The organism is Streptococcus sp. 27098_8_148, assembly GCF_041432105.1.
GTDB classification, from domain to species: domain Bacteria; phylum Bacillota; class Bacilli; order Lactobacillales; family Streptococcaceae; genus Streptococcus; species Streptococcus parasanguinis_AE.
Window position 1 is genome coordinate 60,976 of record NZ_JAPVYY010000002.1, and the last position, 25,819, is coordinate 86,794.

25 protein-coding genes are annotated in these 25,819 nt (G+C 40.7%); 21 read left to right on the forward strand and 4 right to left on the reverse strand.

Going from position 1 to position 25,819, the window contains the following annotated elements; genetic code table 11:
* The 3 genes from O3646_RS01680 to O3646_RS01690 all read left to right on the forward strand — a co-directional run bounded on the left by O3646_RS01680 (position 1) and on the right by O3646_RS01690 (position 5,085).
* On the forward strand, positions 1-1,200 hold the full coding sequence (locus O3646_RS01680; RefSeq protein ID WP_371610430.1) for an MFS transporter: 1,200 nt from the start codon (positions 1-3) through the stop codon (positions 1,198-1,200).
* 418 nt (positions 1,201-1,618) lie between these two features.
* Positions 1,619-3,346: an ABC transporter ATP-binding protein gene (locus O3646_RS01685; RefSeq protein WP_371610431.1), complete on the forward strand. Its 1,728-nt coding sequence runs from the start codon at positions 1,619-1,621 to the stop codon at positions 3,344-3,346.
* The gene (locus O3646_RS01690) at positions 3,343-5,085 is read left to right on the forward strand and encodes an ABC transporter ATP-binding protein (protein WP_371610432.1); all 1,743 of its coding nucleotides are present in this window, start codon (positions 3,343-3,345) and stop codon (positions 5,083-5,085) included. Before O3646_RS01685 ends, O3646_RS01690 begins: the two co-directional genes overlap by 4 nt.
* Positions 5,086-5,326: 241 nt before the next feature.
* On the opposite strand, the gene O3646_RS01695 is transcribed toward O3646_RS01690, so the two are convergent.
* Positions 5,327-6,067, reverse strand: coding sequence for an amino acid ABC transporter ATP-binding protein (locus O3646_RS01695; protein WP_195487557.1), 741 nt, complete (start codon positions 6,065-6,067; stop codon positions 5,327-5,329).
* Positions 6,067-8,247, reverse strand: a complete 2,181-nt coding sequence (locus tag O3646_RS01700) for an amino acid ABC transporter substrate-binding protein/permease (RefSeq protein WP_371610433.1) — start codon at positions 8,245-8,247, stop codon at positions 6,067-6,069. The genes O3646_RS01695 and O3646_RS01700 overlap by 1 nt, the downstream gene beginning before the upstream one ends.
* A 262-nt stretch (positions 8,248-8,509) precedes the next feature.
* On the opposite strand from O3646_RS01700, the gene O3646_RS01705 reads away from it, so the two are divergent.
* The gene (locus O3646_RS01705) at positions 8,510-9,448 is read left to right on the forward strand and encodes a CPBP family intramembrane glutamic endopeptidase (RefSeq protein ID WP_371610434.1); all 939 of its coding nucleotides are present in this window, start codon (positions 8,510-8,512) and stop codon (positions 9,446-9,448) included.
* Between the two features lie 102 nt (positions 9,449-9,550).
* Here the strand turns inward: O3646_RS01705 and O3646_RS01710 are convergent, their stop codons facing one another.
* Together O3646_RS01710 and O3646_RS01715 are read right to left on the reverse strand one after the other, a co-directional pair.
* Entirely contained in the window at positions 9,551-10,627 is a 1,077-nt protein-coding gene (locus O3646_RS01710) for a sensor histidine kinase KdpD (protein ID WP_003001732.1), read from the reverse strand.
* On the reverse strand, positions 10,612-11,283 hold the full coding sequence (locus O3646_RS01715; protein ID WP_031575109.1) for a response regulator transcription factor: 672 nt from the start codon (positions 11,281-11,283) through the stop codon (positions 10,612-10,614). Before O3646_RS01715 ends, O3646_RS01710 begins: the two co-directional genes overlap by 16 nt.
* A gap of 158 nt (positions 11,284-11,441) precedes the next feature.
* On the opposite strand from O3646_RS01715, the gene O3646_RS01720 reads away from it, so the two are divergent.
* From O3646_RS01720 to O3646_RS01800, 17 genes are all read left to right on the forward strand, one after another.
* On the forward strand, positions 11,442-12,152 hold the full coding sequence (locus tag O3646_RS01720) for an ABC transporter ATP-binding protein (RefSeq protein ID WP_200773363.1): 711 nt from the start codon (positions 11,442-11,444) through the stop codon (positions 12,150-12,152).
* Position 12,153: 1 nt separating this feature from the next.
* Positions 12,154-12,966, forward strand: coding sequence for a hypothetical protein (locus O3646_RS01725; RefSeq protein WP_023918265.1), 813 nt, complete (start codon positions 12,154-12,156; stop codon positions 12,964-12,966).
* A complete protein-coding gene (locus O3646_RS01730) occupies positions 12,947-13,636 on the forward strand; it encodes a hypothetical protein (RefSeq protein ID WP_023918263.1) in 690 nt (229 codons plus the stop codon). The genes O3646_RS01725 and O3646_RS01730 overlap by 20 nt, the downstream gene beginning before the upstream one ends.
* Positions 13,637-13,898: 262 nt before the next feature.
* Complete coding sequence (uvrB, locus tag O3646_RS01735) at positions 13,899-15,887, forward strand: excinuclease ABC subunit UvrB (RefSeq protein ID WP_371610435.1); 1,989 nt, start codon at positions 13,899-13,901, stop codon at positions 15,885-15,887.
* A 13-nt stretch (positions 15,888-15,900) separates the two neighbouring features.
* A complete protein-coding gene (locus tag O3646_RS01740; RefSeq protein WP_371610436.1) occupies positions 15,901-16,398 on the forward strand; it encodes a GNAT family N-acetyltransferase in 498 nt (165 codons plus the stop codon).
* 93 nt (positions 16,399-16,491) lie between these two features.
* Positions 16,492-17,115 carry an NAD(P)H-dependent oxidoreductase gene (locus O3646_RS01745; protein WP_371610437.1) on the forward strand — a complete coding sequence of 208 codons (624 nt, stop codon included), beginning with the start codon at positions 16,492-16,494 and terminating at the stop codon, positions 17,113-17,115.
* A gap of 102 nt (positions 17,116-17,217) precedes the next feature.
* Entirely contained in the window at positions 17,218-17,571 is a 354-nt protein-coding gene (locus O3646_RS01750; protein ID WP_371610438.1) for a diacylglyceryl transferase, read from the forward strand.
* A gap of 57 nt (positions 17,572-17,628) precedes the next feature.
* Positions 17,629-18,060, forward strand: a complete 432-nt coding sequence (locus O3646_RS01755; RefSeq protein WP_371610439.1) for a hypothetical protein — start codon at positions 17,629-17,631, stop codon at positions 18,058-18,060.
* A gap of 26 nt (positions 18,061-18,086) precedes the next feature.
* The gene (locus tag O3646_RS01760; RefSeq protein ID WP_174221302.1) at positions 18,087-18,554 is read left to right on the forward strand and encodes an 8-oxo-dGTP diphosphatase; all 468 of its coding nucleotides are present in this window, start codon (positions 18,087-18,089) and stop codon (positions 18,552-18,554) included.
* 123 nt (positions 18,555-18,677) lie between these two features.
* Positions 18,678-19,082 carry a PaaI family thioesterase gene (locus tag O3646_RS01765; RefSeq protein ID WP_049507390.1) on the forward strand — a complete coding sequence of 135 codons (405 nt, stop codon included), beginning with the start codon at positions 18,678-18,680 and terminating at the stop codon, positions 19,080-19,082.
* Positions 19,057-19,809, forward strand: a complete 753-nt coding sequence (locus tag O3646_RS01770; RefSeq protein ID WP_371610440.1) for an HAD family hydrolase — start codon at positions 19,057-19,059, stop codon at positions 19,807-19,809. The genes O3646_RS01765 and O3646_RS01770 overlap by 26 nt, the downstream gene beginning before the upstream one ends.
* Positions 19,810-19,937: 128 nt before the next feature.
* Entirely contained in the window at positions 19,938-20,273 is a 336-nt protein-coding gene (locus tag O3646_RS01775; RefSeq protein ID WP_003016288.1) for a zinc ribbon domain-containing protein YjdM, read from the forward strand.
* Positions 20,274-20,317: 44 nt separating this feature from the next.
* The gene (locus O3646_RS01780; protein ID WP_371610441.1) at positions 20,318-20,956 is read left to right on the forward strand and encodes a Pr6Pr family membrane protein; all 639 of its coding nucleotides are present in this window, start codon (positions 20,318-20,320) and stop codon (positions 20,954-20,956) included.
* 259 nt (positions 20,957-21,215) lie between these two features.
* Positions 21,216-21,734, forward strand: a complete 519-nt coding sequence (gene pyrR / locus O3646_RS01785) for a bifunctional pyr operon transcriptional regulator/uracil phosphoribosyltransferase PyrR (RefSeq protein ID WP_003001719.1) — start codon at positions 21,216-21,218, stop codon at positions 21,732-21,734.
* 46 nt (positions 21,735-21,780) lie between these two features.
* Positions 21,781-22,704 (forward strand): aspartate carbamoyltransferase catalytic subunit, encoded by a 924-nt coding sequence (locus O3646_RS01790; RefSeq protein ID WP_061590599.1) that lies wholly within the window; start codon positions 21,781-21,783, stop codon positions 22,702-22,704.
* Between the two features lie 124 nt (positions 22,705-22,828).
* On the forward strand, positions 22,829-23,920 hold the full coding sequence (locus O3646_RS01795) for a carbamoyl phosphate synthase small subunit (protein ID WP_003007496.1): 1,092 nt from the start codon (positions 22,829-22,831) through the stop codon (positions 23,918-23,920).
* The gene (locus O3646_RS01800; protein WP_371610442.1) at positions 23,917-25,656 is read left to right on the forward strand and encodes a carbamoyl-phosphate synthase large subunit; all 1,740 of its coding nucleotides are present in this window, start codon (positions 23,917-23,919) and stop codon (positions 25,654-25,656) included. The genes O3646_RS01795 and O3646_RS01800 overlap by 4 nt, the downstream gene beginning before the upstream one ends.
* Positions 25,657-25,819 lie beyond the last annotated feature (163 nt).

Here is a 25,819-nt window from a genome sequence, read left to right on the forward strand (position 1 = left end):
ATGTTTAAAAGAACTTACAAACGCAATATTTCACTCCTAGCAGGTCTGGAATTTACATCTTATTTTGGAATCACCAGTTTTTGGATTCTCTTTTTTATTCAAAATGGTCTTTCTTTGCTTCAGATTGGTTTATTAGAGAGTATCTTTCATGGGACGAGCCTTTTATGTGAGATCCCATCTGGTATGTTGGCCGATCGCTTTAGCTACAAGACCAATCTTTATTTGGCTCGCTTGTGCAATATTGGATCCTCGATCTTGATTTTATTTGGTCAGGGGAATTTTTGGATCTATGCCATTGCTATGATGGTCAATGCTTGGTCTTATAATTTTGACTCGGGGACCAGTACAGCTTTCTTATTTGATTCAGCGGTGGAAGCAGGTCAAAAAGACCGTTATCTTCAGATTTCTAGCTTCTTATCTGGTGTGGCCGAAGTCACCCGAACTTTAGGTACAGTGGTGGCAGGCTTCTTTATTCACGGAGCATTGGCTTGGACCTATTATATTGCTATTGGGCTTTCCTTGCTTTCCATTCTTTTGATCTTTCTAATGAAGGAGCCAGAGAGCAAGAGTGATGAAAGAAATCATTTGACCTTAAAGCGGATATTGGAGGTAGTGAAACAAGAATGGCAGGAAAAACCAGTCTTATTTTACTGGATGCTCACCTATCAGTTGGTAGGGACCATCATGTGTATGTTTTATTTTTACTACCAACAGAAAATTAGTGACTTAGCTAGTTGGCAAGTTTCGCTTATCATGTTAATTGGTAGTGGATTCAATCTCCTGGCGGTTTATCTGGCTAGTCAAATCGGGAAAAAATGGAATAGTAATCAAGTCTTTCCGATTCTAGTTGCACTGACAGGGTTGGCCTTGTTTTTGGTAGGTGTGAAGACTCCATTCGCCTATTTGAGTGTCTATCTCTTGACCAATGCCCTTTATGCCGTTTATCAACCGATCTACTACAATGATTTACAGGCTTATCTGCCTTCCAGTGTACGAGCAACCATGCTGAGTATCAATTCGATGATGTTTAGTCTATCTATGATTGTCATTTTCCCACTGACTGGTTGGTTCATTGATAGCTATGGCTTTGTAGCAGTCTTTCTTGTATTAGGCCTTATAACGCTATTCTCTTTCCCTCTCTTGATGTTTGGGTTGGGGAAAATGGGCAAGACCTTAAGCAAGGTGACAAAGACTGAATAAAACTCCTTAGGTTCATTAGTTTAACAAGGTTAAATAGAACAAGAACTGAACGAACTTTCTATGCTGTGTAGGAGGGGTGAGATTGGAGACAAAGTCATCTTAGAAACTTTCCTTAAGTGAGGACGGACGTCAGCGAACTTCAAAGAAGTTCCATGACTAATTATTGAGCCTAAGGTCTCAACAATTCCGAGTGCTAGAAACAATAGTGTTTCTAGCACTTTTCTCACTGCGGAAAGTTTCAGTAGATGATTAAATATCTCTACCAAAATAAATTATTTTCTACTTATAGAAGTTAATAGATTTATATTAAAGAGCTGTTTGTCTACGTTCTTACTTTTTCTGCTTTGCAGGGAGAGTTTTTTTGTCAGTTAAAATTGTGGTAAAATAGGTATATCCTATTTAAAAAGAATCGAGTCGTATGAAATCATTATTGAAGTATTTTAAGGGCTATCTATGGGAAACGTTTCTAGGGCCCGTGTTTAAGCTTTTAGAAGCTATTTTTGAATTGTGTGTCCCCTTAATCATCGCCCACTTAGTCGATCAGGTCATTCCGAAAAAGGAAACGAGCACAGTGGTGATGACGGTCGGTGTTTTGTTTTTATTTGCGAGCTTTGGTGTCGTCGTAGCTATTACGGCCCAGTATTTTTCTTCTAAAGCAGCTGTCGGCTTTACCCGCGAGATGACCAAGGATTTGTATGAGAAGATCTTGTCGCTTCCAAAGGACAAACGAGATAGGATCGGGACTTCTAGTTTGGTAACCCGTCTCACTTCGGATACCTATCAAATCCAGGTTGGGATCAACCAATTCTTGCGCCTCTTTTTGAGGGCACCGATTATTGTCTTTGGTTCTATCATCATGGCTTTCACCATCAGTCCTAAACTAACCCTTTGGTTCTTGGGGATGGTGGCGATTTTAACCCTGATTATTGTGATCATGTCACGGATTGTCAATCCGCTCTTTGCTAAGATTCGGAAAATCACAGACCGGATGGTTACGGTGACGCGTCAGCAATTTCAAGGGATGCGGGTGATTCGAGCCTTTGGACAGCAAGTGAGTGAATTGGACGAATTTAAAGAAGTCAATCAAGACTATAAGATCTGGCAAATTCGTGCTGGTATCTGGTCTAGTTTGGTGAGTCCCTTGACCTTCCTTGTGGTCAATACGACCTTGATTTGTGTCATTTGGCAAGGACAATTGAATATCTCTGCTGGTCTTTTAACCCAAGGGATGTTGGTCGCTTTGGTCAATTATTTATTACAAATTTTAACAGAATTGATCAAACTGGCGATGCTGGTCACGTCTTTAAATGTCAGCTATATTTCAGCCAAGCGTGTCCAAGAGATTTTCGATTTGAAGGAAGAAGACCTCCTAGAAGCTTTGCCAGTAAAAACTGCAAGAGAGCAAGAAGCGATTAGCGCCCAGAAAGTTTCTTTCACTTATCCAACGGCTTCAAGCCCAGCTCTAGAAAATATTTCCTTTGATCTGGATCATGGACAGATGTTGGGAATTATCGGTGGTACAGGATCTGGGAAATCCACCCTGGTTCAGTTATTGAGTCATTTGTATGCCGTTAGTCATGGGAAATTAGCCCTCTATCATCAAGGTCACTCTCCTCAAACTCTTAAGGAGTGGCGGGAGTGGGTAGCTGTTGTCCCACAGAAGGCAGAGCTCTTTAGAGGAACCATCCGCTCGAATCTCTTACTTGGAATGGAAGAAAATCTATCGGATGAAGATTTGTGGTGGGCACTAGAAACAGCTCAGGCTGCTGATTTTGTCCGTGAAAAAGAAGGACAACTCGATGAGCCAGTGGAAGCCTTTGGTCGAAATTTCTCAGGTGGGCAACGCCAGCGGTTGACCATTGCGCGTGCCCTTTTGAAGAAGGCTCCTTTCTTGATTTTGGATGATTCAACTTCTGCCTTGGATTATTTGACGGAAGCTCGTCTCTTAAAATCGATTAAAGAAGAATTGAGTGATACGAGTTTGATCTTAGTATCTCAACGAACCAATAGTCTCAAGACTGCTGATCAGATTTTAGTCTTGAACAAGGGACATCAAGTAGGACTGGGAAATCATGATTTCCTTTTGTCTACCAATGAGATTTATCAAGAAATTCATTATTCACAACACGGGAGGGAGGAAGCATGAGTCAAAAACGTTCCAGTTATTTAAAACGTCTGTTTAGAGATTTTGCTCACCATCCCGGGCTCCTGATCCTAGCTAGTCTTGGAACCATTGCTCAAGTGGCCTTAACGGTTTGGTTACCGATCCTGATCGGACATGCGGTTGATTTAGTCATCAATCCTCAAGGAATGACAGTCTTATGGCCCGTTTTGATCCAAATGGTTCTGGTCATTGTGGCTAATACCCTGATCCAATGGATCAATCCTCTTGTCTACAATCAATTGGTCTATCGGTTTAGCCAAAGCCTAAGAGCAGAAGTGATGGAAAAAGTACACCGATTGCCCTTGTCTTATCTAGATAAACAAGGGAGCGGGGACTTTGTCAGTCGCCTCACGACCGATGTAGAGCAACTCAATAGTGGTCTTCTGATGGTCTTTAACCAGTTCTTTGTTGGCCTCTTAACCATTCTTGTCACTATCGTGACTATGGCGGAATTGGATTTCTTTATGATGGTGGCGGTTCTGGTCTTGACCCCTTTATCCCTGTTGATTGCTCGTTTTATTGCCAAGCGTTCTTATACGCTTTTCCAAAAGCAGACCAAGGCGCGTGGTCTTCAAACCCAGTTGATCGAAGAGTCTTTGACCCAGGAAAGTTTGATCCAGTCCTTTAATGCTCAGGATCAATTCCGTAAGGCTTTTAAAGGGACGAATGAAAGCTATGCCAATTATTCCCAATCCGCTGTCTTTTATTCCTCAACTGTCAACCCTGCCACTCGCTTTGTGAATGCCTTGATTTATGCAGTAGTGGCTGGATTTGGTGCGGTACGCATTATTTCGGGATCTCACTTTACTGTCGGTCAATTGGTGACCTTCCTCAATTATGTCAATCAATACACCAAGCCCTTTAATGATATCTCCTCTGTCTTGTCAGAACTCCAAAGTGCCCTTGCCTGCGCAGAGCGCTTGTACAGCATCTTGGATCAAGCTGAGGTCGAAGAGACAGGGCAACGGGTTCTGGAAAGTCAGGATGTTAAAGGTGCGATTGGTTTTGAACACGTCACATTTGGCTATGATTTGGGGCGGACTTTGATTAAAGATTTAACCATTCAGGTTCCAGCTGCCAGTAAAGTGGCCATTGTAGGGCCTACAGGAGCAGGAAAGTCGACCTTAATTAATCTGCTCATGCGTTTCTACCCTGTTAATTCTGGAGAGATCACGATTGATGGGGTGCCAATTACGGACTACACCCGTGCTTCTTACCGCCAACAGTTTGGTATGGTTCTGCAAGAAACCTGGCTCAAGGTTGGGACCATTCATGAAAATATCGCCTTTTCTCGTCCAGATGCAAGTAGAGAAGAAGTCATAGAAGCAGCCAAAGCGGCCAATGCAGATTTCTTTATCCGGCAGTTGCCACAAGGGTACGATACCTATCTTTCAGATGCTGGAGAGTCTTTGTCTCAAGGTCAACGCCAACTCTTAACGATTGCGCGGGTTTTCCTTTCAGTTCCTAAGATTTTGATCTTGGATGAGGCGACATCCTCCATCGATACTCGGACGGAGGTCTTGATTCAAGATGCCTTTAATCAACTAATGAAAGGACGGACCAGCTTTATCATTGCTCACCGCTTGTCGACCATTCAAAATGCCGATATGATTCTTGTCATGGTGGATGGTGATATAGTTGAGCATGGCACTCATGAAGAGCTAATGCAAGCGCAAGGTGTTTACTACAAGATGCAGACTGCTCAGCAACAGATTAGTTAAAATGAAAAGAGAGTGGGACAGAAATCGGTAATTCGTTAGAATTCGATTTCGTCGTCCCACCTCCGCACAGTTGGGTAGGGCTGTAAAAGCTGATGAAATCAGCGTAGTAGAGCCCACTCAACCACTGCGTCTTGCTCGACAATCCAAAAATAATTGAGAGGCTAGGACTTTTGTCCCAGCCTCTTTTTTCGTCTAAAAAAACATCTAGCAAAATTGCTAGATGCTTCAAAAACCACTATTTTTAAACGTTTAGAACCTTATCCAAGAATTCTTTCAAACGTGGGTGTTGTGGGTTGTCGAAGATTTGGTCTGGTTTGCCGTCTTCGAGGAATTCACCGTCTGCGGTAAAGATAACCCGGTTGGCTACTTGGCGGGCAAATCCCATCTCGTGGGTAACGATGATCATGGTCATGCCTTGCTCTGCCAACTCTTTCATAACGTTCAATACATCTCCAACCATCTCAGGGTCAAGGGCAGAAGTAGGTTCGTCAAAGAGCATAATATCTGGATTCATGGCAAGTCCACGTGCGATAGCCACACGTTGTTTTTGACCACCGGAAAGGCTGTTTGGATTGGCATCTGCTTTATCTGCGAGACCAACTTTTTCCAACAATTCCATCCCGACTTTTTGAGCTTCTTCACGGGTCATCAGTTTGTGCTCTACTGGCGCAAACATAATATTTTCAAGGACGCTCATGTGAGGGAAGAGGTTGAAGTGTTGGAAAACCATCCCGATATTTTCACGGACTAGATCAACATTAGTTTTTGGATCGGTTAGATCATATCCATTAACTGTAATTTGACCTTTTGTAACTTCTTCGAGGAGATTGAGACTACGAAGGAAGGTCGATTTACCTGAACCGGATGGTCCGATAATACAAACCACATCTCCTTCATAGAATTTTGTTGAAATTCCTTTTAGGACCTCATTTTTACCATAGTATTTGTGGAGGTCATGGACATCAATTTTTAATTTAGCCATTAGTTAACCTTCTTTTCTAATTTTTTTGCAAATCGTGTTAGCAAGGTGATAATCACGAGGTAGAAGACGGCAAGGATCGCATACATCTTGAAACTTTGGTAGTTTCGAGCGATGATGATCTTACCAGTTTGGAAGAGTTCTACCAATCCGATCGCAGACACAATAGTTGTATCTTTCAGGGCAATGACGAATTGGTTAACAAAGTTTGGAAGCATGAGTTTGGTTGCTTGTGGCAAGATGATCTTGCGCATGGTTTTGCCATAAGAGATCCCCAGGCTTCGGCTGGCTTCCATCTGTCCAATCGGTACAGCTTGGATCCCTCCTCGAACAATTTCTGCAATATAAGCAGCCGCATTGAGAGAGAGGGCAATAGTACCTGCGACAAAGTCGTTAATCGGGGATTGATGACCTGTGACCGATTCAATCAAGTTTGGAATTCCCCAGAAGATGAAGGCAGCAAGGATCATGAGTGGGATCCCACGAATAACATCGACAAAGATCTCAGCAGTCCAGCGGAGCCATTTATAAGGGCTAACACTAAACATCCCAAAGATAACACCGATCACCATAGCAATGGCGAAAGAGAGAAGGGCAAGGGCAAGAGTCACACCCAAACCACTTAACAATTGTTTGTAGTTGTTTTGGAGCAAGCCCCAAATCGTTGTTTCATCTACGGCTGTACTTGAAGTAGATTTGCTATCTGCTTTAAGGTATTTATCGAGAATCTTTTGGTATTGACCGCTTTTCTTCAAGTTTGCAAGACCGTTATTGAACATTTCGATCAATTCAGGATTTTCACCCTTCTTAACGGCAAATGCTAGTTGACCACTTGGAGTCCCTTCGATAGGTGTTTTGAATTTACGTCCTTGTTTAATAGCGTATTTGATAACAGGTTCGTCATCCATAATCGCTGCAACAGAACCAGAATTCAAACTATCATACATAGAAGCTCCGTCAGAGAACGTTTTGATCTTGTAACCATATTTCTTTTGGTTTTCTTCAAGGAAGTTTTGTGAGGAAGTCCCGTTTTTAACGCCGACTGTCTTTCCTTTTAGGTCATCATATGAATCAATCTTGCTACTTTCTTGAACTGCAAGAATAGAGTTAGCCGTGTAGTATGGTTCAGAAAAATCAAATGTTTCTTTCCGAGCATCTGTCACAGTCATCCCTGCGATCATTCCTTGCGCATGGCCGGATTGAACATCACTTACCGCAGCATCAAATCCAGGATTATTAATCTCGATGGTAAATCCTTGGTCTTTGGCAATAGCCTTGATCAAGTCCATATCGATCCCTGTGTATTTGTTTTTTCCATTTTGGAAGACAAATGGCGCAAAAGATGAGTCACTTGAAATTACATATTTTGATTTTTTAGGAGTTGCTTTTTGACCAGCAGGAGTAGTTGTTTCTGGAACAGCACTGTTACTTGATGATTGACTTTCACCTGTCCATTTCTTGATGATCTCATCAAGTGTTCCATCAGCTTTCATTTGAGCGAGAGCCTTGTTAAATTCAGTGATCAACTTTTCATGCTTACCGCCTTTTTTAACACCAAAGGCAAAGCCACCGACTGCTTCCCCGTCCATATTGATAGCTAGGTCCTGACCCTTTTGGATGGCGTATTGAATAACAGGTTGGTCATCCATGACTGCATCCACTGCACCAGCTGATAAACTGTTGTACATGAGATCACCAGTATCAAAAGTCTTGATCTTGTAGCCGTACTTGTCCTTATTTTTATCGAGGAAGCGTTGGGCTGCAGTTCCGTTTTTGACACCGACTGTCTTCCCTTTTAATTGGCTGTACTTCGTGATTTTGTCAGCTTTCGTAGTCGCAATGACAACTTTTGTATCATAGTAAGTATCAGACATGGTGAAGACTTTTTCACGTTCTGTTGTTTTGGTCATTCCGGCCATGATGGCATCTGCTTGACCAGCTTGAACTGCATTGACCGCTGCATCAAATCCAGGAAAGGATTTATCCAAATCCCAGCCATTGATTTCAGCGACCTTGTCCAAGATCTCTACGTCAATTCCTTTATAGGTTTGATCTGAATCCTTAAATTCAAACGGTGCATATGCTGTGTCGAAAACGACCTTGATCGTTTCAGCATGAGCATGACCAGCGAATGCAACGAATGGAAATAAGAAAAGCAAACATGCTAGTAATTTTTTCTTCATTTCTGTCTCCTTTTAATTCTTTTCTCTTTGGGGTTTTGACCCATGAGCACATTGACCAAAGGATGGCCTTAAAAAAACAAATCATCCATACCAAATCGAGTATGAATGGTCTTATGTTTTTCTACAAGAGCTATTATATCAGAAAAGACTTTGCTATGCAAGAAAAATCCAGTTTTGATGTTAGGTTTTCTAACATGAAACGATATTGCAGCTCTTGATTTTCTTTGCTACAATGGACCTATCAGATAAATGGAGGTTGATCATGAAGAAAGGAAAGATCATTCAGGATATAAAAACAAACACATCTATGCCAGTTCTTATTTCTACACTATTCTATGTATTTTTAGCCTCCTTCTTTATAGAAGGGGGACTATGGCTTAGTAGTGAATTGGTTGGACCATTTTCCTTAGTTATAGGTTTTCTAGTGGAGTTCTTTTCGCCAGGAAATGGGACAGCAAGTATTCAAGAATTTTTCTATCATTATCTTCTCTATTATGAACTTTTCAGTTTTGTAATCATACTATTTCTCTTTATTTTTTGGGTGAAGGTCATAGAGAAGAATGATTTATCAAGTTTAGGCTTTGTAAAAAGAAATTGGCTCAAGTATCTAGTCTGGGGGATCATGATTTCACTTGTTCAAATGGGAGTAATCGCGCTTGTCTACCAAGTAAGTGGCATCGGGTCTTTTGTGTTAAATGAGCTCAGTTTAGAGCCCTTGTTTTTTATCCTTGGTTTATTCCCATTTTGGCTTCTGCAAGGGGGGACGGAAGAAGTAGCGACGCGAGGTTGGCTTCTGACTCGGATTGCTGCAAGAACTAATCTGCCTTTAGCGATCGCGATTTCTAGTAGTCTCTTTGGCATTCTGCATATGGGAAATGCAGGAGTGACCTTCTTATCCGTTCTGAATATCATCCTTGATGGAGTGCTGGCTGGTCTGCTTTTTATCTATACGGATAGTATCTGGCTAGTGGTCGCCCAACACGGCACTTGGAACTATGTACAAGGAAATCTCCTTGGTTTTCAAGTCAGTGGCACAGGCGCAGATGCGTCTATCTTTAGTTTTACCATGGGATCTGGTCCTGATTGGTTGACCGGAGGGGCATTTGGAGCAGAAGGATCAATCATCACCACTCTGGTTCTTCTTGTATCCCTAGTGATTGTCTATCGCTTAGGGGAGAGGAAAGAAAAGTTTGATGACTAACCTCTGTGTAATGTCTGAAAGTCATATATGAAAAAGACAAACACCAAAAATGACGTTTGTCTGCCTTCTGAGTCGAACACATATTGATGAGTTCGGCTTTTTCTATATAATAATGGGAATGATTAGCTTGACTTGTGCACCATTATGAATATTTTCTAAATGCATAGTTCCATTATGAAGTTTCATGACGCGTTTCACGAAAGATAAACCAAGTCCAAAGTGACTTTCTTGAGAGGGTGTTCTTGCTTGGTCCTCTTTATAGAAAAGATTTCCAGCATGGTGTAATACATTTTTTGAAAAAGTAGATTGATTATTCCATATGGTTAGAACTAATCGATTATTTTCTTGTGACATTGTTAGCTGGATCTTTGCATCATTTTCTTTTTGATGTTGTATTGCATTATTAATAATATTGGTGATTGCTCGAAAAAATAGATTGGAATGAATGGCAATTTGTGTTGATGGAGTTACTGTATTTGAAAAAACAAATTGTGTACTTCTAGGGAGTAACGGAGTAATATGTTCCTTCAATTGATGAGTTAATTGTTGAATCGATATATTTTCAAGTTGAATATCATGGTCGTAAAAGGTTTTGGAATATTGGATAAAGTGGTTAAAATAATCGTTTAACTGAATGCTTGCTTGCTCAAGATCTTTTAGACATTCCATTGTTTGAGGTGTTTGCTCAGTGGATTGTAAGAATTCAGCATTTCCTCTGATAACAGTTAGAGGGCTACGAAGATCATGTGCAGCGCTAGATACTTGAAACATGAGTTCTTTTTTTTGATCTTTTTCATTTTGAATTCTATTTTTTATATCAGATTGCATTTTTTCAATCAGATCGTTTGTTTCAATGAATTCTTTAATCTGCAAATGGTGATGTTCATTTTTGGTGAAATATAGTCCACTATGATAAACCATGTTCATTTCTTTTTGAATCTTGGTTAATAATTGTCTAATATTTATTACAATGATAAAAATTAAAATGATGCAAAGATAAATCCAAGAACTGACGCTAAAAAATAAAGCAAAGCGATTGACATTTTTCTCATTAATTCCAGATACAGAAGATAGAAGAGCTGGAACTATGTAAAAAAGTATCAGACATAGAAGAAATTGCCAAATGATTTTAAGGTAGGTACGCTTAATGAGTTGCTTGATTGTCAATTCTTTTTCCATTTGTATCCTCCTCCCCAAACGGTTTTGATTGGATCAATTTGATGAATCTTAAATTTTTGTCTGATTTGATAGATGTATTCAGTAATGGATCGTAGTTGTGCATCAGAGTCTACAGGATAAAGATAATTGTAAAGTTCTTCTATGCTAAATATTCGGTTTTCATTTTTTGCTAAAAGATAAAGTAAATCAAACTCTCGCTTGGTTAATGAAATTCTCTTTGATTGATAATAAACTTCTTGACTATCTCGATAAAAAGTTATATTTGAATCCATCTCTTCTTTAGAGGCGTTGTGAGATCTTTCTTCCCTCCGAAGATGCATTTGAATTCTTGCAATCAATTCCTTTATGCTGAATGGTTTTGTGATGTAATCATCGGCTCCGGCTTGTATTCCTTTTAGTAAATCTTCTTCAAAATCTTTAGCTGTTAGAAATAGAATTGGAGTAGTAATTTGTGAACGAATGGAACGACAGATTTCTAAACCAGAAATAGGCATCATGACGTCAAGTAAAATTAGATCGAATCCAGTAAAGTCACAGATATTAATCTCCTCTATATTTTTACGAGTTTCCACGTGAAAGTTGTTCGCTTTTAATGTATTCGCTATTAATCGTAAGATTTTTTCATCATCGTCAATGGCTAAAATTTTATACTTCATAGTTCCTCCAATTATATGAGCATATTATAGCAAATCTAGAATGCAATTTGTTGAAAATGAAAAAAATAATTATTCTGAGAATTTCCTGATTTTCTCCTGTTATACTTGCTCCAAGTGAAGGTGGAATTTCACTAAAAGTCAGAAAGGAAAAAGAATGAATGATAACAATTCAAAAGCTACATAAGGAATATAATAATAAAATTGTCCTTCAAAACGTGTCTTTCAAAGCCAAAAAAGGTGAGATTACCGGATTGATTGGACCGAATGGATCTGGAAAATCAACTTTAATTAGAATTTTACTTGGTTTAGAAAATAGTCAAATGGGAATGGCGTTGATCGATGGAAAAAAATACTCTCAATTGGGAGATAATCCTTTTTGTATTGTTGGATCATTCCTAGATAGTTGTCAACCTTATCCAACTAGAACAGGATTTCAGCATCTTCGGTGGATTGGCTTGGCTTGTGGCGTTGACAAAAATAGGTGCAAGGAATGTTTAGAGTTGGTGGGGTTAAGTGAAGCTAAAAATAAAAAAGTAAAAGACTATTCATTAGGAATGAAGCAACGTCTTGGTTTAGCAACAGCCTTATTAGCAAATCCTGACATCTTAATTTTAGATGAACCAATCAATGGACTAGATCCAGAAGGAATACGCTGGGTACGCAATTTTTTGCAGTCTTTTGTCAATGAAGGTAAGACTGTATTAATGACAAGTCATTATATGAGTGAGTTAGAATTAACTGTAGATCATTTGGTTGGGATTTCTAATGGGAAGATTGTTATTGATGCTCCTACCAAAGACATTTTGAAACAGTTTGGATCTTTTGAGGAGGCATATTTTAAGGCACTCGAAGGGAAAGAAGGTGAATAATATGTTGAAGCGTTCCTTTTTTAGTGACCTCTATAAATATTGTAGTTTACCTACTTTTAAATTCACTTTTTTTCTTATTTTGGGAGTCAGCATATTTTTTTCAATTCAAAATATCCAGGTGATAAATGCTTTAGTAGAAGGAAATGGACAGGCTGTTAACCTTGATCCATCTATGCTATCATCGAATCCAGTCTATACAGTCAGGGATGCTCTTTTATCTTCCCCCTACCAAGCAAGTGTTATTTTCTTACCAATCTTGGTTTCACTTGTTTATTCAACCCATTACCAATTTGGTGATGATAGTTTTACTCAGTTATTGATTCCTAACTGGAAAGTTCGTCTTACTGGTTTTATTGCAAGTTCGGTTGTCTTATCGATACTTTCTACTTTAGTATTTTCTATAGTAAATGCTGTTGTTTTACTCGTTTTTCTGGATTCAACTTTAAAGAATTATTTAGAATTGACTTTGTTCTTAGATGTTACGGTAAGAGTTATGATATTTGCAATCGTTCTTACTCTATTAGCTTTACTCTTAGTAATAGTAACGAAAAAATCAATGACTTCATTAATTGCAGACGTTTTGTTATTGGTAATCACTTTATCAGGTATTTTAAGAGGAATTTCCTCTAAAATAGAAAATCTCTTGCCTTTGATTGGAGCAAAGTCATTTGCTTTTGGCCGAATTGAAGGGACTCAAACGAGCCAATTGTATGGATTTACACTTTTAGTAGTTGAAGGGATCTTGTTCTTGGTATTCATAATGCTTGTAGAAATGATTCGAATGAGGAGGAAGAATGGCAAGAATATTTTTTAGTCTTATTGTCAAAAAATATAGTTTAAAACCCGTAAAGTACCAGATAGCTATACAGTCACTTTTTATAGGTTTTGTGTGTCTCTTAGGTGTTTTACCAGTTTCAATCAATGATACTGTTGTACAATTATCTATAAAGCAAGCTCTTGTTTTTGCATCAATGCTCTCTGTTAGTATTGGGTGTGTTAATGCATTTGTTGAGTTACAAGCTCACGAAACAAAACTGGTTTATTTGGTAAGCGGAAAAAGGATCTTAAGTTCAATTAGGATCCTGTTCGTAGAGTTATGTGATGTACTAATCCAATCAACCTTATATTTCATTGTACTGCTTGTATGGTTTCATTTTTTTAGTAGCGAAAATGGTGTCAGTTTAGAACTTTTCAGTTTCTATTTGATTGGCTCCATCCAATATTTTTTAATTTCTTACTTCTTAAGTTATTTTTTCAAAAGTCCAATGGGGAGTTTAGCTATTTTGCTGCTATTTCCTATTTTGGTACAACCATTCATAGAAAGAGTAGTGGAACCATTGACTAGTTATCTATTTTATAATATTGTTGCGGATACCATTTTAGGTAGTGCTTCCAATTTGCAACTCTGTACTTACGTTATTGGACTTGTATGCTCATTTGGAGCAACTCTCTACCTCTTGGTAAGGAATCAAGAAGTTAAGTAGTAAATTGATCACGTAAAAACAATACTGATGAGCAAACCTTGCTAATTTTGTATATCATGGACACTGATGTTTATTACGTATTGCATTGTTTTAGAATAAAAGACAAGACTTTCGAAGTAATTGCGAGAGTCTTGTTTAGTTTTCGCTCTAATTTGTGTCCAATTAATTATTTTGTAATATGTTGTTTTCCCTTTCATTCCTCATCTCAGAGAATTCTAGTGATTTATGGTAAAATAAGGTCTATATATGTGAGGACAAAGAGATGATTAATCGAGTAACAGATAACAAATTTAAACTAGTATCCAAATACCAACCGTCTGGGGATCAACCGCAGGCTATTGAGCAACTGGTGGATAACATCGAGGGAGGAGAAAAGGCTCAGATCCTGATGGGGGCGACTGGTACGGGGAAGACCTACACCATGAGCCAGGTCATCGCTCAGGTCAATAAGCCGACCTTGGTCATTGCCCACAATAAAACCCTAGCAGGCCAGCTCTATGGAGAGTTCAAGGAATTTTTCCCTGAGAATGCGGTTGAGTACTTCGTATCTTACTACGATTACTACCAGCCAGAAGCTTATGTGCCCTCTAGCGATACCTATATCGAAAAAGATAGTTCGGTCAATGATGAGATTGACAAGCTTCGTCACTCAGCAACATCAGCATTGTTAGAGCGTAACGATGTGATCGTTGTCGCTTCTGTCTCTTGTATCTATGGTTTGGGTTCTCCCAAAGAATACTCGGACAGCGTGGTCAGCCTGCGCCCAGGTCTGGAGATTTCTCGTGATAAACTGCTTAATGACCTAGTGGATATCCAGTTTGAGCGCAATGACATCGACTTTCAACGGGGGAAATTCCGTGTTCGTGGGGATGTGGTCGAGATTTTCCCAGCTTCGCGTGATGAACATGCCTTCCGGGTGGAGTTTTTCGGGGACGAAATTGACCGCATCCGTGAGGTTGAAGCTTTGACGGGTCAAGTCCTTGGTGAAGTGGACCACTTGGCTATTTTCCCAGCCACTCACTTCGTGACCAATGATGACCATATGGAAGTAGCCATTGCCAAGATTCAAGCGGAACTAGAAGAGCAGTTGAAGGTCTTTGAAAAAGAAGGAAAACTCCTAGAAGCTCAACGCTTGAAACAACGGACAGAGTATGACATTGAAATGCTGCGGGAGATGGGCTACACCAATGGGGTCGAAAACTACTCCCGTCACATGGATGGCCGGAGTGAAGGAGAGCCTCCCTACACCCTTCTTGACTTCTTCCCAGAAGATTTTCTCATTATGATCGATGAAAGTCACATGACCATGGGACAGATCAAGGGCATGTACAATGGCGACCGTTCTCGTAAGGAAATGCTGGTCAACTATGGTTTCCGTTTACCGTCTGCCTTGGATAACCGGCCACTGCGTCGGGAGGAGTTTGAAAGCCATGTCCATCAGATTGTCTATGTGTCTGCGACACCGGGTGATTATGAGATGGAACAAACCGATACTATCATCGAGCAGATCATTCGTCCGACAGGTCTTCTCGATCCCGAGGTGGAAGTGCGTCCGACCATGGGGCAAATGGATGATCTCTTGGGTGAGATCAATGCGCGTGTAGAACGTGGAGAGCGGACTTTTGTCACCACTCTGACCAAGAAGATGGCAGAAGACTTGACCGACTACTTTAAAGAAATGGGTGTTAAGGTCAAATACATGCACTCGGACATTAAAACCTTGGAGCGGACGGAGATTATTCGTGATTTGCGTCTGGGTGTCTTTGACGTCTTGGTCGGGATCAACCTTCTTCGGGAAGGGATTGACGTACCGGAAGTGAGTCTAGTTGCCATCCTCGATGCTGATAAGGAAGGCTTCCTTCGTAATGAACGCGGCCTCATTCAAACCATCGGTCGTGCTGCCCGTAATAGTGAGGGTCACGTCATCATGTATGCGGACACCATGACCCAGTCTATGCAAAAAGCCATCGATGAAACAGCCCGTCGTCGGAAAATCCAGATGGCTTATAATGAAGAGCATGGCATTGTCCCACAAACCATCAAGAAGGAAATCCGTGACCTCATCTCTGTTACCAAGGCGGTGGCCAAGGAAGAAGACAAGGAAGTGGATATTACCAGTCTCAACCGCCAAGAGCGCAAGGAACTGGTCAAGAAACTGCAAGGTCAAATGCAAGAAGCAGTCGAAGTGCTTGATTTCGAGCTGGCAGCGCAAATCCGCGATATGATGTTGGAAGTCAAGGCTTTGGATTAGATAGGAGGGAAGAATGAAGATTATCATTAAAACAATGGAAACTCCTGAAGAGATAGAAGGAAAATCTCTCGTTCATTGGCAAACGTGGAGAGAGGCTTATGACAATCTTTTACCCGCGGAATATCAGGAGACGATGACATTAGATAGATGTCGTTTCTTTAGTCAAAAGTATCCAGAAAATACCTTGATTGCGATGGATGGAAAGAAGGTCGTTGGATTTATCAGCTATGGAAATTTTTGTGATGAAGCCATTCAAGCTGGTGAAATCATCGCCTTATATGTTTTAAAAGATTACTATGGAAAAGGTGTGAGTAAACAGTTAATGCAAGCTGCATTTGCTGCTCTCGATCATTTCTCTGAAATTTATTTATGGGTATTGAAAGATAATAAGCGAGCCATTGCTTTCTATCAAAAAATGGGTTTTACTTTTGATGGCCAAGAAAAAATACTTGAACTTGGAAAACCTGTTAAGGAATTGCAGATGATGTGTTCTTCAAATAAAAATTCCTAAAGGACCTATCTATCAATCTTTGAACCATTTTCAATTAATCAAGTAAAAAAATAAAAGAGATAGAATGAACTAAAGAAATGAAGGAGAAGACGAATGAAAATTCTGGTCATCAATGGTCATCCGGATAAGGAAAGTTATTGTCAGGCTATTTTTCAAACCATTGTCGAAACTATTGACTCAAGTCGCCATGAGCTTAAAGTGATCAGTCTCAATGAAGAGGAATTTGATCCTGTCCTTCGCTATGGATATCGAAAGCGGATGGAGGAAGATTCCTTTATCCTTCGTTCTCAGGAATTAATCCAATGGGCAGATCATTTCATCTTTGTTTATCCTATCTGGTGGAGTAGTATGCCGAGTCTCATGAAAGGTTGGATTGATCGGGTCTTTACGCCGGGGATTGCCTACTCAGCCAATGATCAGGGAAGTTTTATCTGGAATTACCTCAGAGGCAAGCAATTCAAGAAGTTGCTCAAAGGGAAAACAGCCAGTATATATGCGACCTCCATGGCACCTACTTGGTGGTATAAGATCTTTTCAGGCCCTCTCAACATTCCTGATAGTTATGGCATCTCTGTTTTGAAGAATGCCGTCTTGAACCACTGTGGAATTAAAACCAAGCGCGTTTGTATTTTGGGAGAAGTCGGACGAGATGTGAACACCGCTAGCATGCGAGAGAAGCATATCCAAAAGGTAGTAGCAGAAGTGAAGAAACTTTGATCAGAGATGGGAGACTACGATAAGTTAGTGTCTTTAGTTGTATTTGGAATAGGTTTTAGTTAAACTATTAATATAATCTATAAAACATAGGAATGATTCAATATGCTACTTTTTATCTATATGATCTATGTCATTTATTCACTATCAAAAATGAAAAATGAAGGTAAAAGAGTCTCAATTTTCACTAAGTTGATTGTTTACGGCTTATTGATACTTTCCTCGTTTATGCTCTATTTCAGTTTTTTGTCATTTTTATTTAGCCCGTTGCCATTTTTTGGCTTTCTAGCTGCTCTTGCTATTGGCGGTATGATGCTGTCTCTTAAAATAATTATTGCCATTCTTTTACTTTTGTTATCGCTCAGCCTATTCTTAGATAGTAAAAATAGTGATCCAGATACGCCTCTCGTTGATCATTTGTTACGATTGGGGGTTCATATTCTATTGATTATTATTTAAAAGAAGATTTATTCGTTTTTTAAATCTCGACTAATGTTTACAAAGGAGAGTTTAATCATGGGAAAGTATGTGAACTTGTTTAGTATCCTGTATCTGGTTCTATTACTTTTTGTTTTTGTTAACTTTGTATTAGGTTACTATGGCTATGCCTTTACTCCTCTCTTGTGGAATCCTTGGTTATATCTAGGAGCTGTGATAGTTTTTTGCCATATCTGGTATCGCTTTTATCGAACTCACGCAGTCAATTGGAAGAATGTAGTGGGGCTACTGTTTAGTTTCTTTGCTAGCCTGATCCTAGTATTATTCATTGTGTTTTTCTTTAGTTTTGATGATCATGGTTCGGTAACGATTCACTCGGAATATTATTTAAAAGAGAAGTCAATTGTCTTTCAAAGAGGCTCCCTTTTAGATGCCTTTGATGAATACCATGAGCTGGTGAATCTCTTTGTCATGAAAAAAGAGATAAAGAAAAAAGTTTATATTGATTAATTGTCAATATCATAGGAAGGAAATATATGTCACGTACAACGCCTACTATACTGTGCAATCTTTGCATGGTCGAAGATCTTGAAAATGGGAAAGTAGTCCTCCAATACCGCTCACCTGAAAAGACTCACTGGGCTGGCTATGCTTTTCCAGGTGGCCATATCGAAGAAGGAGAAAGCCTTGTAGAATCCGTCATTCGTGAAATCTACGAAGAGACAGGACTTACAATTACAAATCCAAAACTGGTCGCAGTCAAAGACTGGCCACAAGATGAGGGTGGCCGCTACATCGTCTTTTGCTATAAGGCGACAGAATTTACAGGCCAGCTAAGATCGTCTGAAGAAGGAGAAGTTTATTGGGTTGAGAAGGATCAATTAGAAAAGTTGGATTTGTCCTACGATATGCTTCCTCTGCTGGAAGTCATGGAAGACCCGGACTTGTCAGAGTTCTATTATCGCAAACGGACAGACGATGATTGGGAAAAATTAAGATTTTAAGCAAAGAGCTAGAACTATCTAGTTCTTTTTTAGCTCTAAGGAATTGCCCCTTTGCTTGTATCTGCTTCTTAATTGTAGTATGATAGAGGAGTTGAAAAGATGCTAGAAAAGGTGGCAAGTAATATGAAAGATTTTCACTTTGATGCAATTGCTGCATTTGAAAATTACGAAATCGAAAAGATGAGAGATGGTCATGTAGTGGTGACAACCAAGGTCGTGGAATCCTCGCTCAATTATTATGGAAATGCGCATGGAGGCTATCTCTTTACCCTGTGTGATCAGATCAGTGGTTTAGTCGTGGTTTCTCAAGGGGTCGATGGGGTGACCTTGCAATCCTCGATCAATTACTTAAAAGCAGGGCGTCTGGGGGATGTCCTCACGATCCATGGCGAATGTGTCCACAGTGGACGGACGACTCGAGTTGTGGATGTCGATATTACCAATCAAGACGGGGCCAATGTCTGCAAGGCAACCTTTACGATGTTTGTTACGGGAGTGAGAGATGAATCCGCACAAGTACGCATTTAAAAACTATATTTTTGATTTTTATGGAACCTTGGTCGACATCGAAACGGATGAGTCGAGTCCCATTTTATGGGATACCATGGCTCAGATCTACCAATCCTACGGGGCAAGCTACACAGGAGAAGGCTTGCGCCTGCGCTATAAAGAGTTGGTGCAACAAGCCGAAGAAGACTTGGCTAAGGAAAAACAAGTTGCCTACCCTGAGATTGATCTGATGGTTATCTTTGTGCAATTGTATTTAGAAGGCCATCCAAGCGGGAATAGTGTTGTCCACCTCAAAGAGTGGGGACGTTTGATTTCGCGGACTTTCCGTGTCCTTTCTCGCAAGCGGTTGGAGCTTTATCCTCATACGAAAGAAGTATTAGAGGATATGAAAGCTGCAGGTTGCCGAATCTTTCTCTTATCCAATGCCCAAGCAGATTTTACCAATCCGGAGATTGATTTGGTTGGTTTGAGAGAGCTTTTCCATGCCATTTACTTGTCGTCTGATGCAGGTATTCGAAAACCTCAGCCAGATTTTCTCTTGGAAGTGATGAAAGAACACCAGTTGAACCCTGAGAAAACGGTCATGGTGGGGAATGACTTTACAACAGATGTCGCTGTTGCCCAAAGTATCGGGATGGAGAGTATCTTGATCAATACCTTCCCGTACTCTGATGCTGAACTGCGCGAGAAGAATCAAGCAGGTGTGCGGGTGATTCGAGATATTCAAGAATTGCAGGAAGATTGAGAAATATCATCCATGTAGGGAGGCCAAGTCGCCTCTTTTTTTCATGAAAATGCTACAGTCGAGCAGGATTTGTCAAATTTTCGCTTTCATGGTATACTATGAAAGTTAATTTGAATAAGGAGATAAAAATGAATAACTTACCAAACTGTCCAAAATGTAACTCTGAATATGTCTATGAAGATGGAGCGCTCTTGGTGTGCCCAGAGTGTGCGTATGAATGGAACCCAGCTGAGGTCGAAGAAGAAGAGGGTGTCGTAGCGATTGATGCCAACGGAAACAAATTGGCTGATGGCGATACGGTGACCTTGATCAAAGATTTGAAAGTGAAGGGTGCACCGAAAGATTTGAAACAAGGTACGCGCGTGAAAAATATCCGTATCGTTGAAGGAGACCACAACATCGATTGTAAGATTGATGGCTTTGGTGCAATGAAACTCAAATCAGAATTTGTGAAGAAAATCTAAAGATAAGAAGAAGGGCCTAGCCCCTTTTCTTTCAGGAGGATACTATGAAATTCAAACTATTATTTAGCTATCGTTTTCTATTGTTTATTTTAAGTGTACTCGGTGTTTATCTGCAACTGACCAAGCATGGTGGCTTTGGCATGATGCTCTATTACACCATTTTATCTAACATGTTGGTCATGTTCTTCATGGGAGACATGGTTTGGCGCATGGTTCGAGGTCGTTCGACCCAGACTCAGGGCTACCTTCGTATGAAAGGCGCAGTTACCATGTCCATTATGATCACCTGTGTCATCTACCACTTTATGTTGGCGCCTCTTGCGACACCAGAGAAGTTTTATCGTTTGGAAAACTTCCTCTGTCATTACATTGTTCCTCTGATGTTCTTCTTTGATACCCTAGTGATTGATAAAGCCAAGCAATACCGAAAGCTCGATCCCTTCTTTTGGACCTTGATTCCACTGGCTTACATGCTCTTTGCCCTTCTCAATGGATTGGTCTTGAAGTGGCCAATTCCAGGTGCAAAAGATAGTCCCTTTGCCTATTTCTTTATCAATGTTAATAAATACGGCTGGGCCTTTGTTGGCAAATGGGTGGTGATCATTTTTATCGCCTATCTCTTGGCTGGCTATGTGCTCTATGGGATCAAAAATATCAAGCGAAAATCGGCTGTTTCTGAGTAAAAGCCGAACGTTATTCGGACGAAAAGAAATTTTTTTAAATTTTTTTGAAAAATGTTAAGTTTTTTCTTGCATGTCGTTTGAAACTGTGATATAGTTATCTCAATTAAATAAATCCTTTAATCCTGTCCCGTGAGGCAGGCAAGGAGACTGTGAAAAACAATGGCTAGGACCATAGGGCGAGACTCTATCCTCTTAGACCATTCATTTGCTGAACCTCCTTGAAAAAGGAGGTTTTTCTTTTACAATTAAGGAGGACTGAATGAAAACCAAAGAAGTCGTTGATGATTTGACGATGAAACGGGCCATTACCCGGATCACCTACGAAATCATTGAACGAAACAAAGATTTGAGCCAGATTGTGCTGGTGGGGATCAAGACGCGTGGTGTTTACATCGCTCGCCGGATCCAAGAACGCCTCTCTCAGCTGGAACAAATCGATGTCCCTGTAGCAGAACTAGATACCAAGCCTTTCCGAGATGACATGAAGGCGACAGAAGATACAACGGTCTTACCAGTTGATATCGCTCATAGAGAAGTCATTTTGATCGATGATGTCCTCTATACAGGTCGCACGATTCGCGCTGCCATTGACAATCTGGTCAGTCACGGTCGTCCTGCTCGAGTGAGTCTGGCGGTTCTAGTCGACCGTGGGCATCGGGAGTTGCCGATTCGTCCGGACTTTGTTGGGAAAAATATCCCGACAAGTAAGTCAGAGGAAATCATTGTCGAGATGGTGGAGCTAGATGGTCAAGACCGCGTCCTCATCAAAGAAGCTTAAACAAATCGTAAATTTTTTGTATTCACATTATAAAAGGAGAATCAACATGTCTGAAAATCAAATCGCTCTTAAAAACCTTGTCTCAATGGAAACTCTTACCAATGAAGAAGTAATGGCATTGATCAAACGTGGGATTGAGTTCAAAAACGGAGCTAAAGCAACCTACGAAGATCAACACATCATCTCAAACCTTTTCTTTGAACCTTCAACTCGTACCCACAAAGCCTTTGAAGTGGCAGAGTTGAAATTGGGATGTGATCTCCTTGACTTTGATGTGAAGACAAGCTCTGTGAACAAAGGGGAAACACTTTACGATACCATCTTGACCATGTCAGCTCTTGGTGTAGATGTCTGCGTCATCCGTCACCCTGAAGTGGACTACTACAAAGAATTGGTTGAAAGCCCAACGATCACAGCCTCTATCGTCAATGGTGGGGATGGTTCAGGTCAACACCCAAGCCAAAGCTTGCTTGATTTGATGACCATCTACCAAGAATTCGGTCACTTTGATGGCTTGAAAGTTTGTATCGCTGGGGACTTGGATCACTCACGTGTGGCAAAATCAAATATGCAAATCTTGAAACGTTTGGGAGCAACCCTCTACTTTGCAGGTCCAGACGAATGGAGAAGTGCAGAATTTGAAGACTATGGAACCTTCGTCACTATCGATGAAGTCATTGAAGAAGTAGATGTGATGATGTTCTTGCGTGTGCAACACGAACGTCATGATTACGAATCACTCTTCTCTAAAGAAAACTACCATCGTCTTCATGGCTTGACTCAAGAACGTTATGACCGTATGAAAGATACAGCGATCTTGATGCACCCAGCACCAGTCAACCGTGACGTTGAAATTGCGGACCACTTGGTAGAAGCTCCTAAATCACGTATCGTAGAACAAATGACCAATGGTGTCTTTGTCCGTATGGCCATCATTGAAGCCGTCCTTAAAGGTCGCGGTGCAAAATAAGATAACTGACAATTCATTGAAAGGAAAGAAAGAGGACAGAGTAGACAGCTACATGGAATCTGACTTTCCTTTTTTTGAGGAACTATGATAAAATTGGATTAGTGTAAAAGAAGGGAGGGGTTCGATGAAACGATTATTGGTCCTAGAGGATGGGACTGTATTTGAAGGAGAAGCCTTTGGTGCAGACTTATATGTGACTGGTGAATTGGTCTTTACGACTGCCATGACAGGCCATCAAGAATTGATTACGGATCAGGCTTTTAGTGGCCAGATCCTCTCCTTTACCTTTCCAGTTATTGGCGCAACAGGGATCAATAGAGATGATTCTGAATCGATTACGCCGACATGTTTGGCAGTAGTCGTTCAGCATTTGGTGGAAATGCCAAGTAATTGGCGGCAGCAGATGACCTTGGATGAATTCTTGAAGCGAAAAAAAATCCCTGGTATTGTAGGGATTGATACAAGACAGGTAGCAAAAATTGTCCGCAAGTATGGACGGATGAAGGCGACTGTCATTAACAAGGGGGATTCGATAGAGCATATCCTGGATCAGTTGCGAGCAACGGTCCTTCCCAAAGACCAAGTGCGTCAAGTCTCGACAAAAACGGCCTATGCTGTACCAGGTTTTGGAAAGAGTATTGCCTTGATTGATTTAGGTGTCAAACACTCTGTCTTACGCCAGCTGAGTCAAAGGGACTGTAATGTTACGGTCTATCCCTATGACATCTCTTATAATGAACTGATGGAACAGCAGCCCGATGGCGTTATTTTATCCAGTGGGCCTGGCGATCCCCATCAGGTGAAAAAACTCTGTCGCTTGATCCAAAAAATCAATGGTCAAATTCCGATCTGGGGCATGGGCTTGGGAGCACAGGTACTGGCTCAAGCTTACGGGGCTGAGCTAGCTCCCATGGAAGTCGGGCATTTCGGCTTAAATATTCCTGTGCGTGAAATTGCGACAGGAAAAATCGAGATAACGAGTCAAAATCATTTGTATAGTATTGCCAGAGATAGTCTGCCTCATGATTTATTGGTCACGCATGAAAACGTAAATGACCATAGTATTGAAGGTTTTCGTCATCGTTACCAACCGATTTTAGGGGTTCAATTCCAAGTGGATGCTAGTCCAGGGCCAAGGGACAATCTCTATTTTTACGATGAATTTTTAGAGTTGATTGATGCCAAAATTCACGAAAGTAGAAGGGAGAAGGAATGATGAAAGAAAACCAGAAATTGCTTCTCCTATGTGGAGATTCTTATCAGGATATTAGCCTCTTGGCTGCGGTAAATGAAGCACAAAAACTCAATGCCAAGAATGGAAATGCTCTTGTCCTTTATCTGGGTGAAGAAAATGCTATCACACAGGAAGCTGGAGAACAGGTTGTAGTCAGTAAGCTCAAGTTGGATGCTCTTAGGACGACTCTTCTTTCTTATACTGGATCTCGCTTGCTCTTAGCCTTTGCGGATAAACAGATTTTGAATCTCTTGTTTCGTTTGGAAGAAACTGGATTTTTCAAAGACGAATCGATCATGATTATCGGACCGAGCCTCCAACGCTACCGTAGTTTTTATCAGCAGGCGGATCAACGACGCCTCTTTCAAGAGTTGGGCTATCAGGTACCCGCTTCCGCACTGGTTGGTTCGGTTCGCGAAGCCATCGAGTTTTCTGAAGGCATTCAATTTCCTATTATGATCTGGCCGGTAGCGAGTAAGCAAGGGCAGGGGCGAAAGATTGCTCATAACTTGGATGACTTGTGCGAAGCAGTAGAAACAGGACTTTCAGTCTCTCCAAGTCAGCAGTGTTTGCTAGAATTTTCGACCTATGGCTTTAAGGAATTGGATTTTGTCGTCATGCGGGATCGCGAAGAAAATCACTACCTGGCGGCCTCTATTGAAAGCATTGATCCTGTCGGAATCCACTCTAGTGACTCTTATCAATTTATGCCAGCGGTCACCCTGACTGACCGGGAGTTTCAAAATCTTCGTGAAGCAGCAATCCACATTAGTCGCTATTTGAAGCTGACAGGAGCTGTTTCCATCAAGTTTGCTCTTGATCCGACGAGCTATGCTTTTTATATCCTAGAAGTTAACCCATTTGCTTCAGACAGTATCTCGATGGCCTCTATGGGCTTGGGCTATTCCTTGTTTGAGCAAGGAGTTCAGTTACAATTAGGGCGCTCTCTCGAGCATTTGCCTCACCCCTTATTAAAGGATCTAAAGGCTGTTTACGAACCAAGTTTGGACTATATCTTCTTTAAGATCCCGATTTTTTCTGATGCTGCTAAAAATGCCCGTCTCAATACCCAAATTCACTCTTATGGGGCAGTTTATGGATTTGGAAAGAGAATCGATGAAGCTTATCAACAAGCCCTAGAAACCATTAAAGACAAGAACTTGCTGACCATCCTTCCTGAGGAAATGAGCGATGATGAATTAATCCAGAAAATTGCTCGTCATATGCCCCACCGGCTCTTCTATATCTTAGAAGCTTTGAAACGTGGTTTTGAGTTTGAGGAACTCTTGGATTTGAGTAAATTAGCACCTGTCTATTTGCAGGTCCTAGCCAATCTTGTAGCAATGGAAAAAGAAGCAGAAGTTGCAACCGGTCCAGCCTTCCTTCCGGTTGAGCCATCAGCTGGCTTATATGAGGTCAAAGCGGGCGCATCCTATTATCTGACCCAAAACGGAACCAATGAATCATTGGGTTTGGACGCTGCTTGTGTCTTGGTGGATGATCTAGAAATCTGCGATGAGCGTTTTTACCAAAAGGTGAGAAAGCAGGTGAAAGAGCTGAAAGAAAAAGGACAACAGGTGATCTTACTCACGAATCGTCCTTTTACAGAATCTTTGGCAGATAAAGTCTACTATCTTCCGATCAATGAGACAAGCCTTCACCTGATTCAGAAAATTGATCAGGTCAAAGATATTGTCAAGCTTTCTAATAGACAATAAAGGATCCGGACAAACTATCCGAATCCTTAGATTGAAAATAAAATTATATTTTAAAACTTTCCTTAGGTGAGTACGGACGTCAGCGAACTTCGAAGAAGTTCCATGACTTAGTTTTGAGCCTGAGGTCTCAAAACTCCCGAGTGCTAGAAACAAGTGTGTTTCT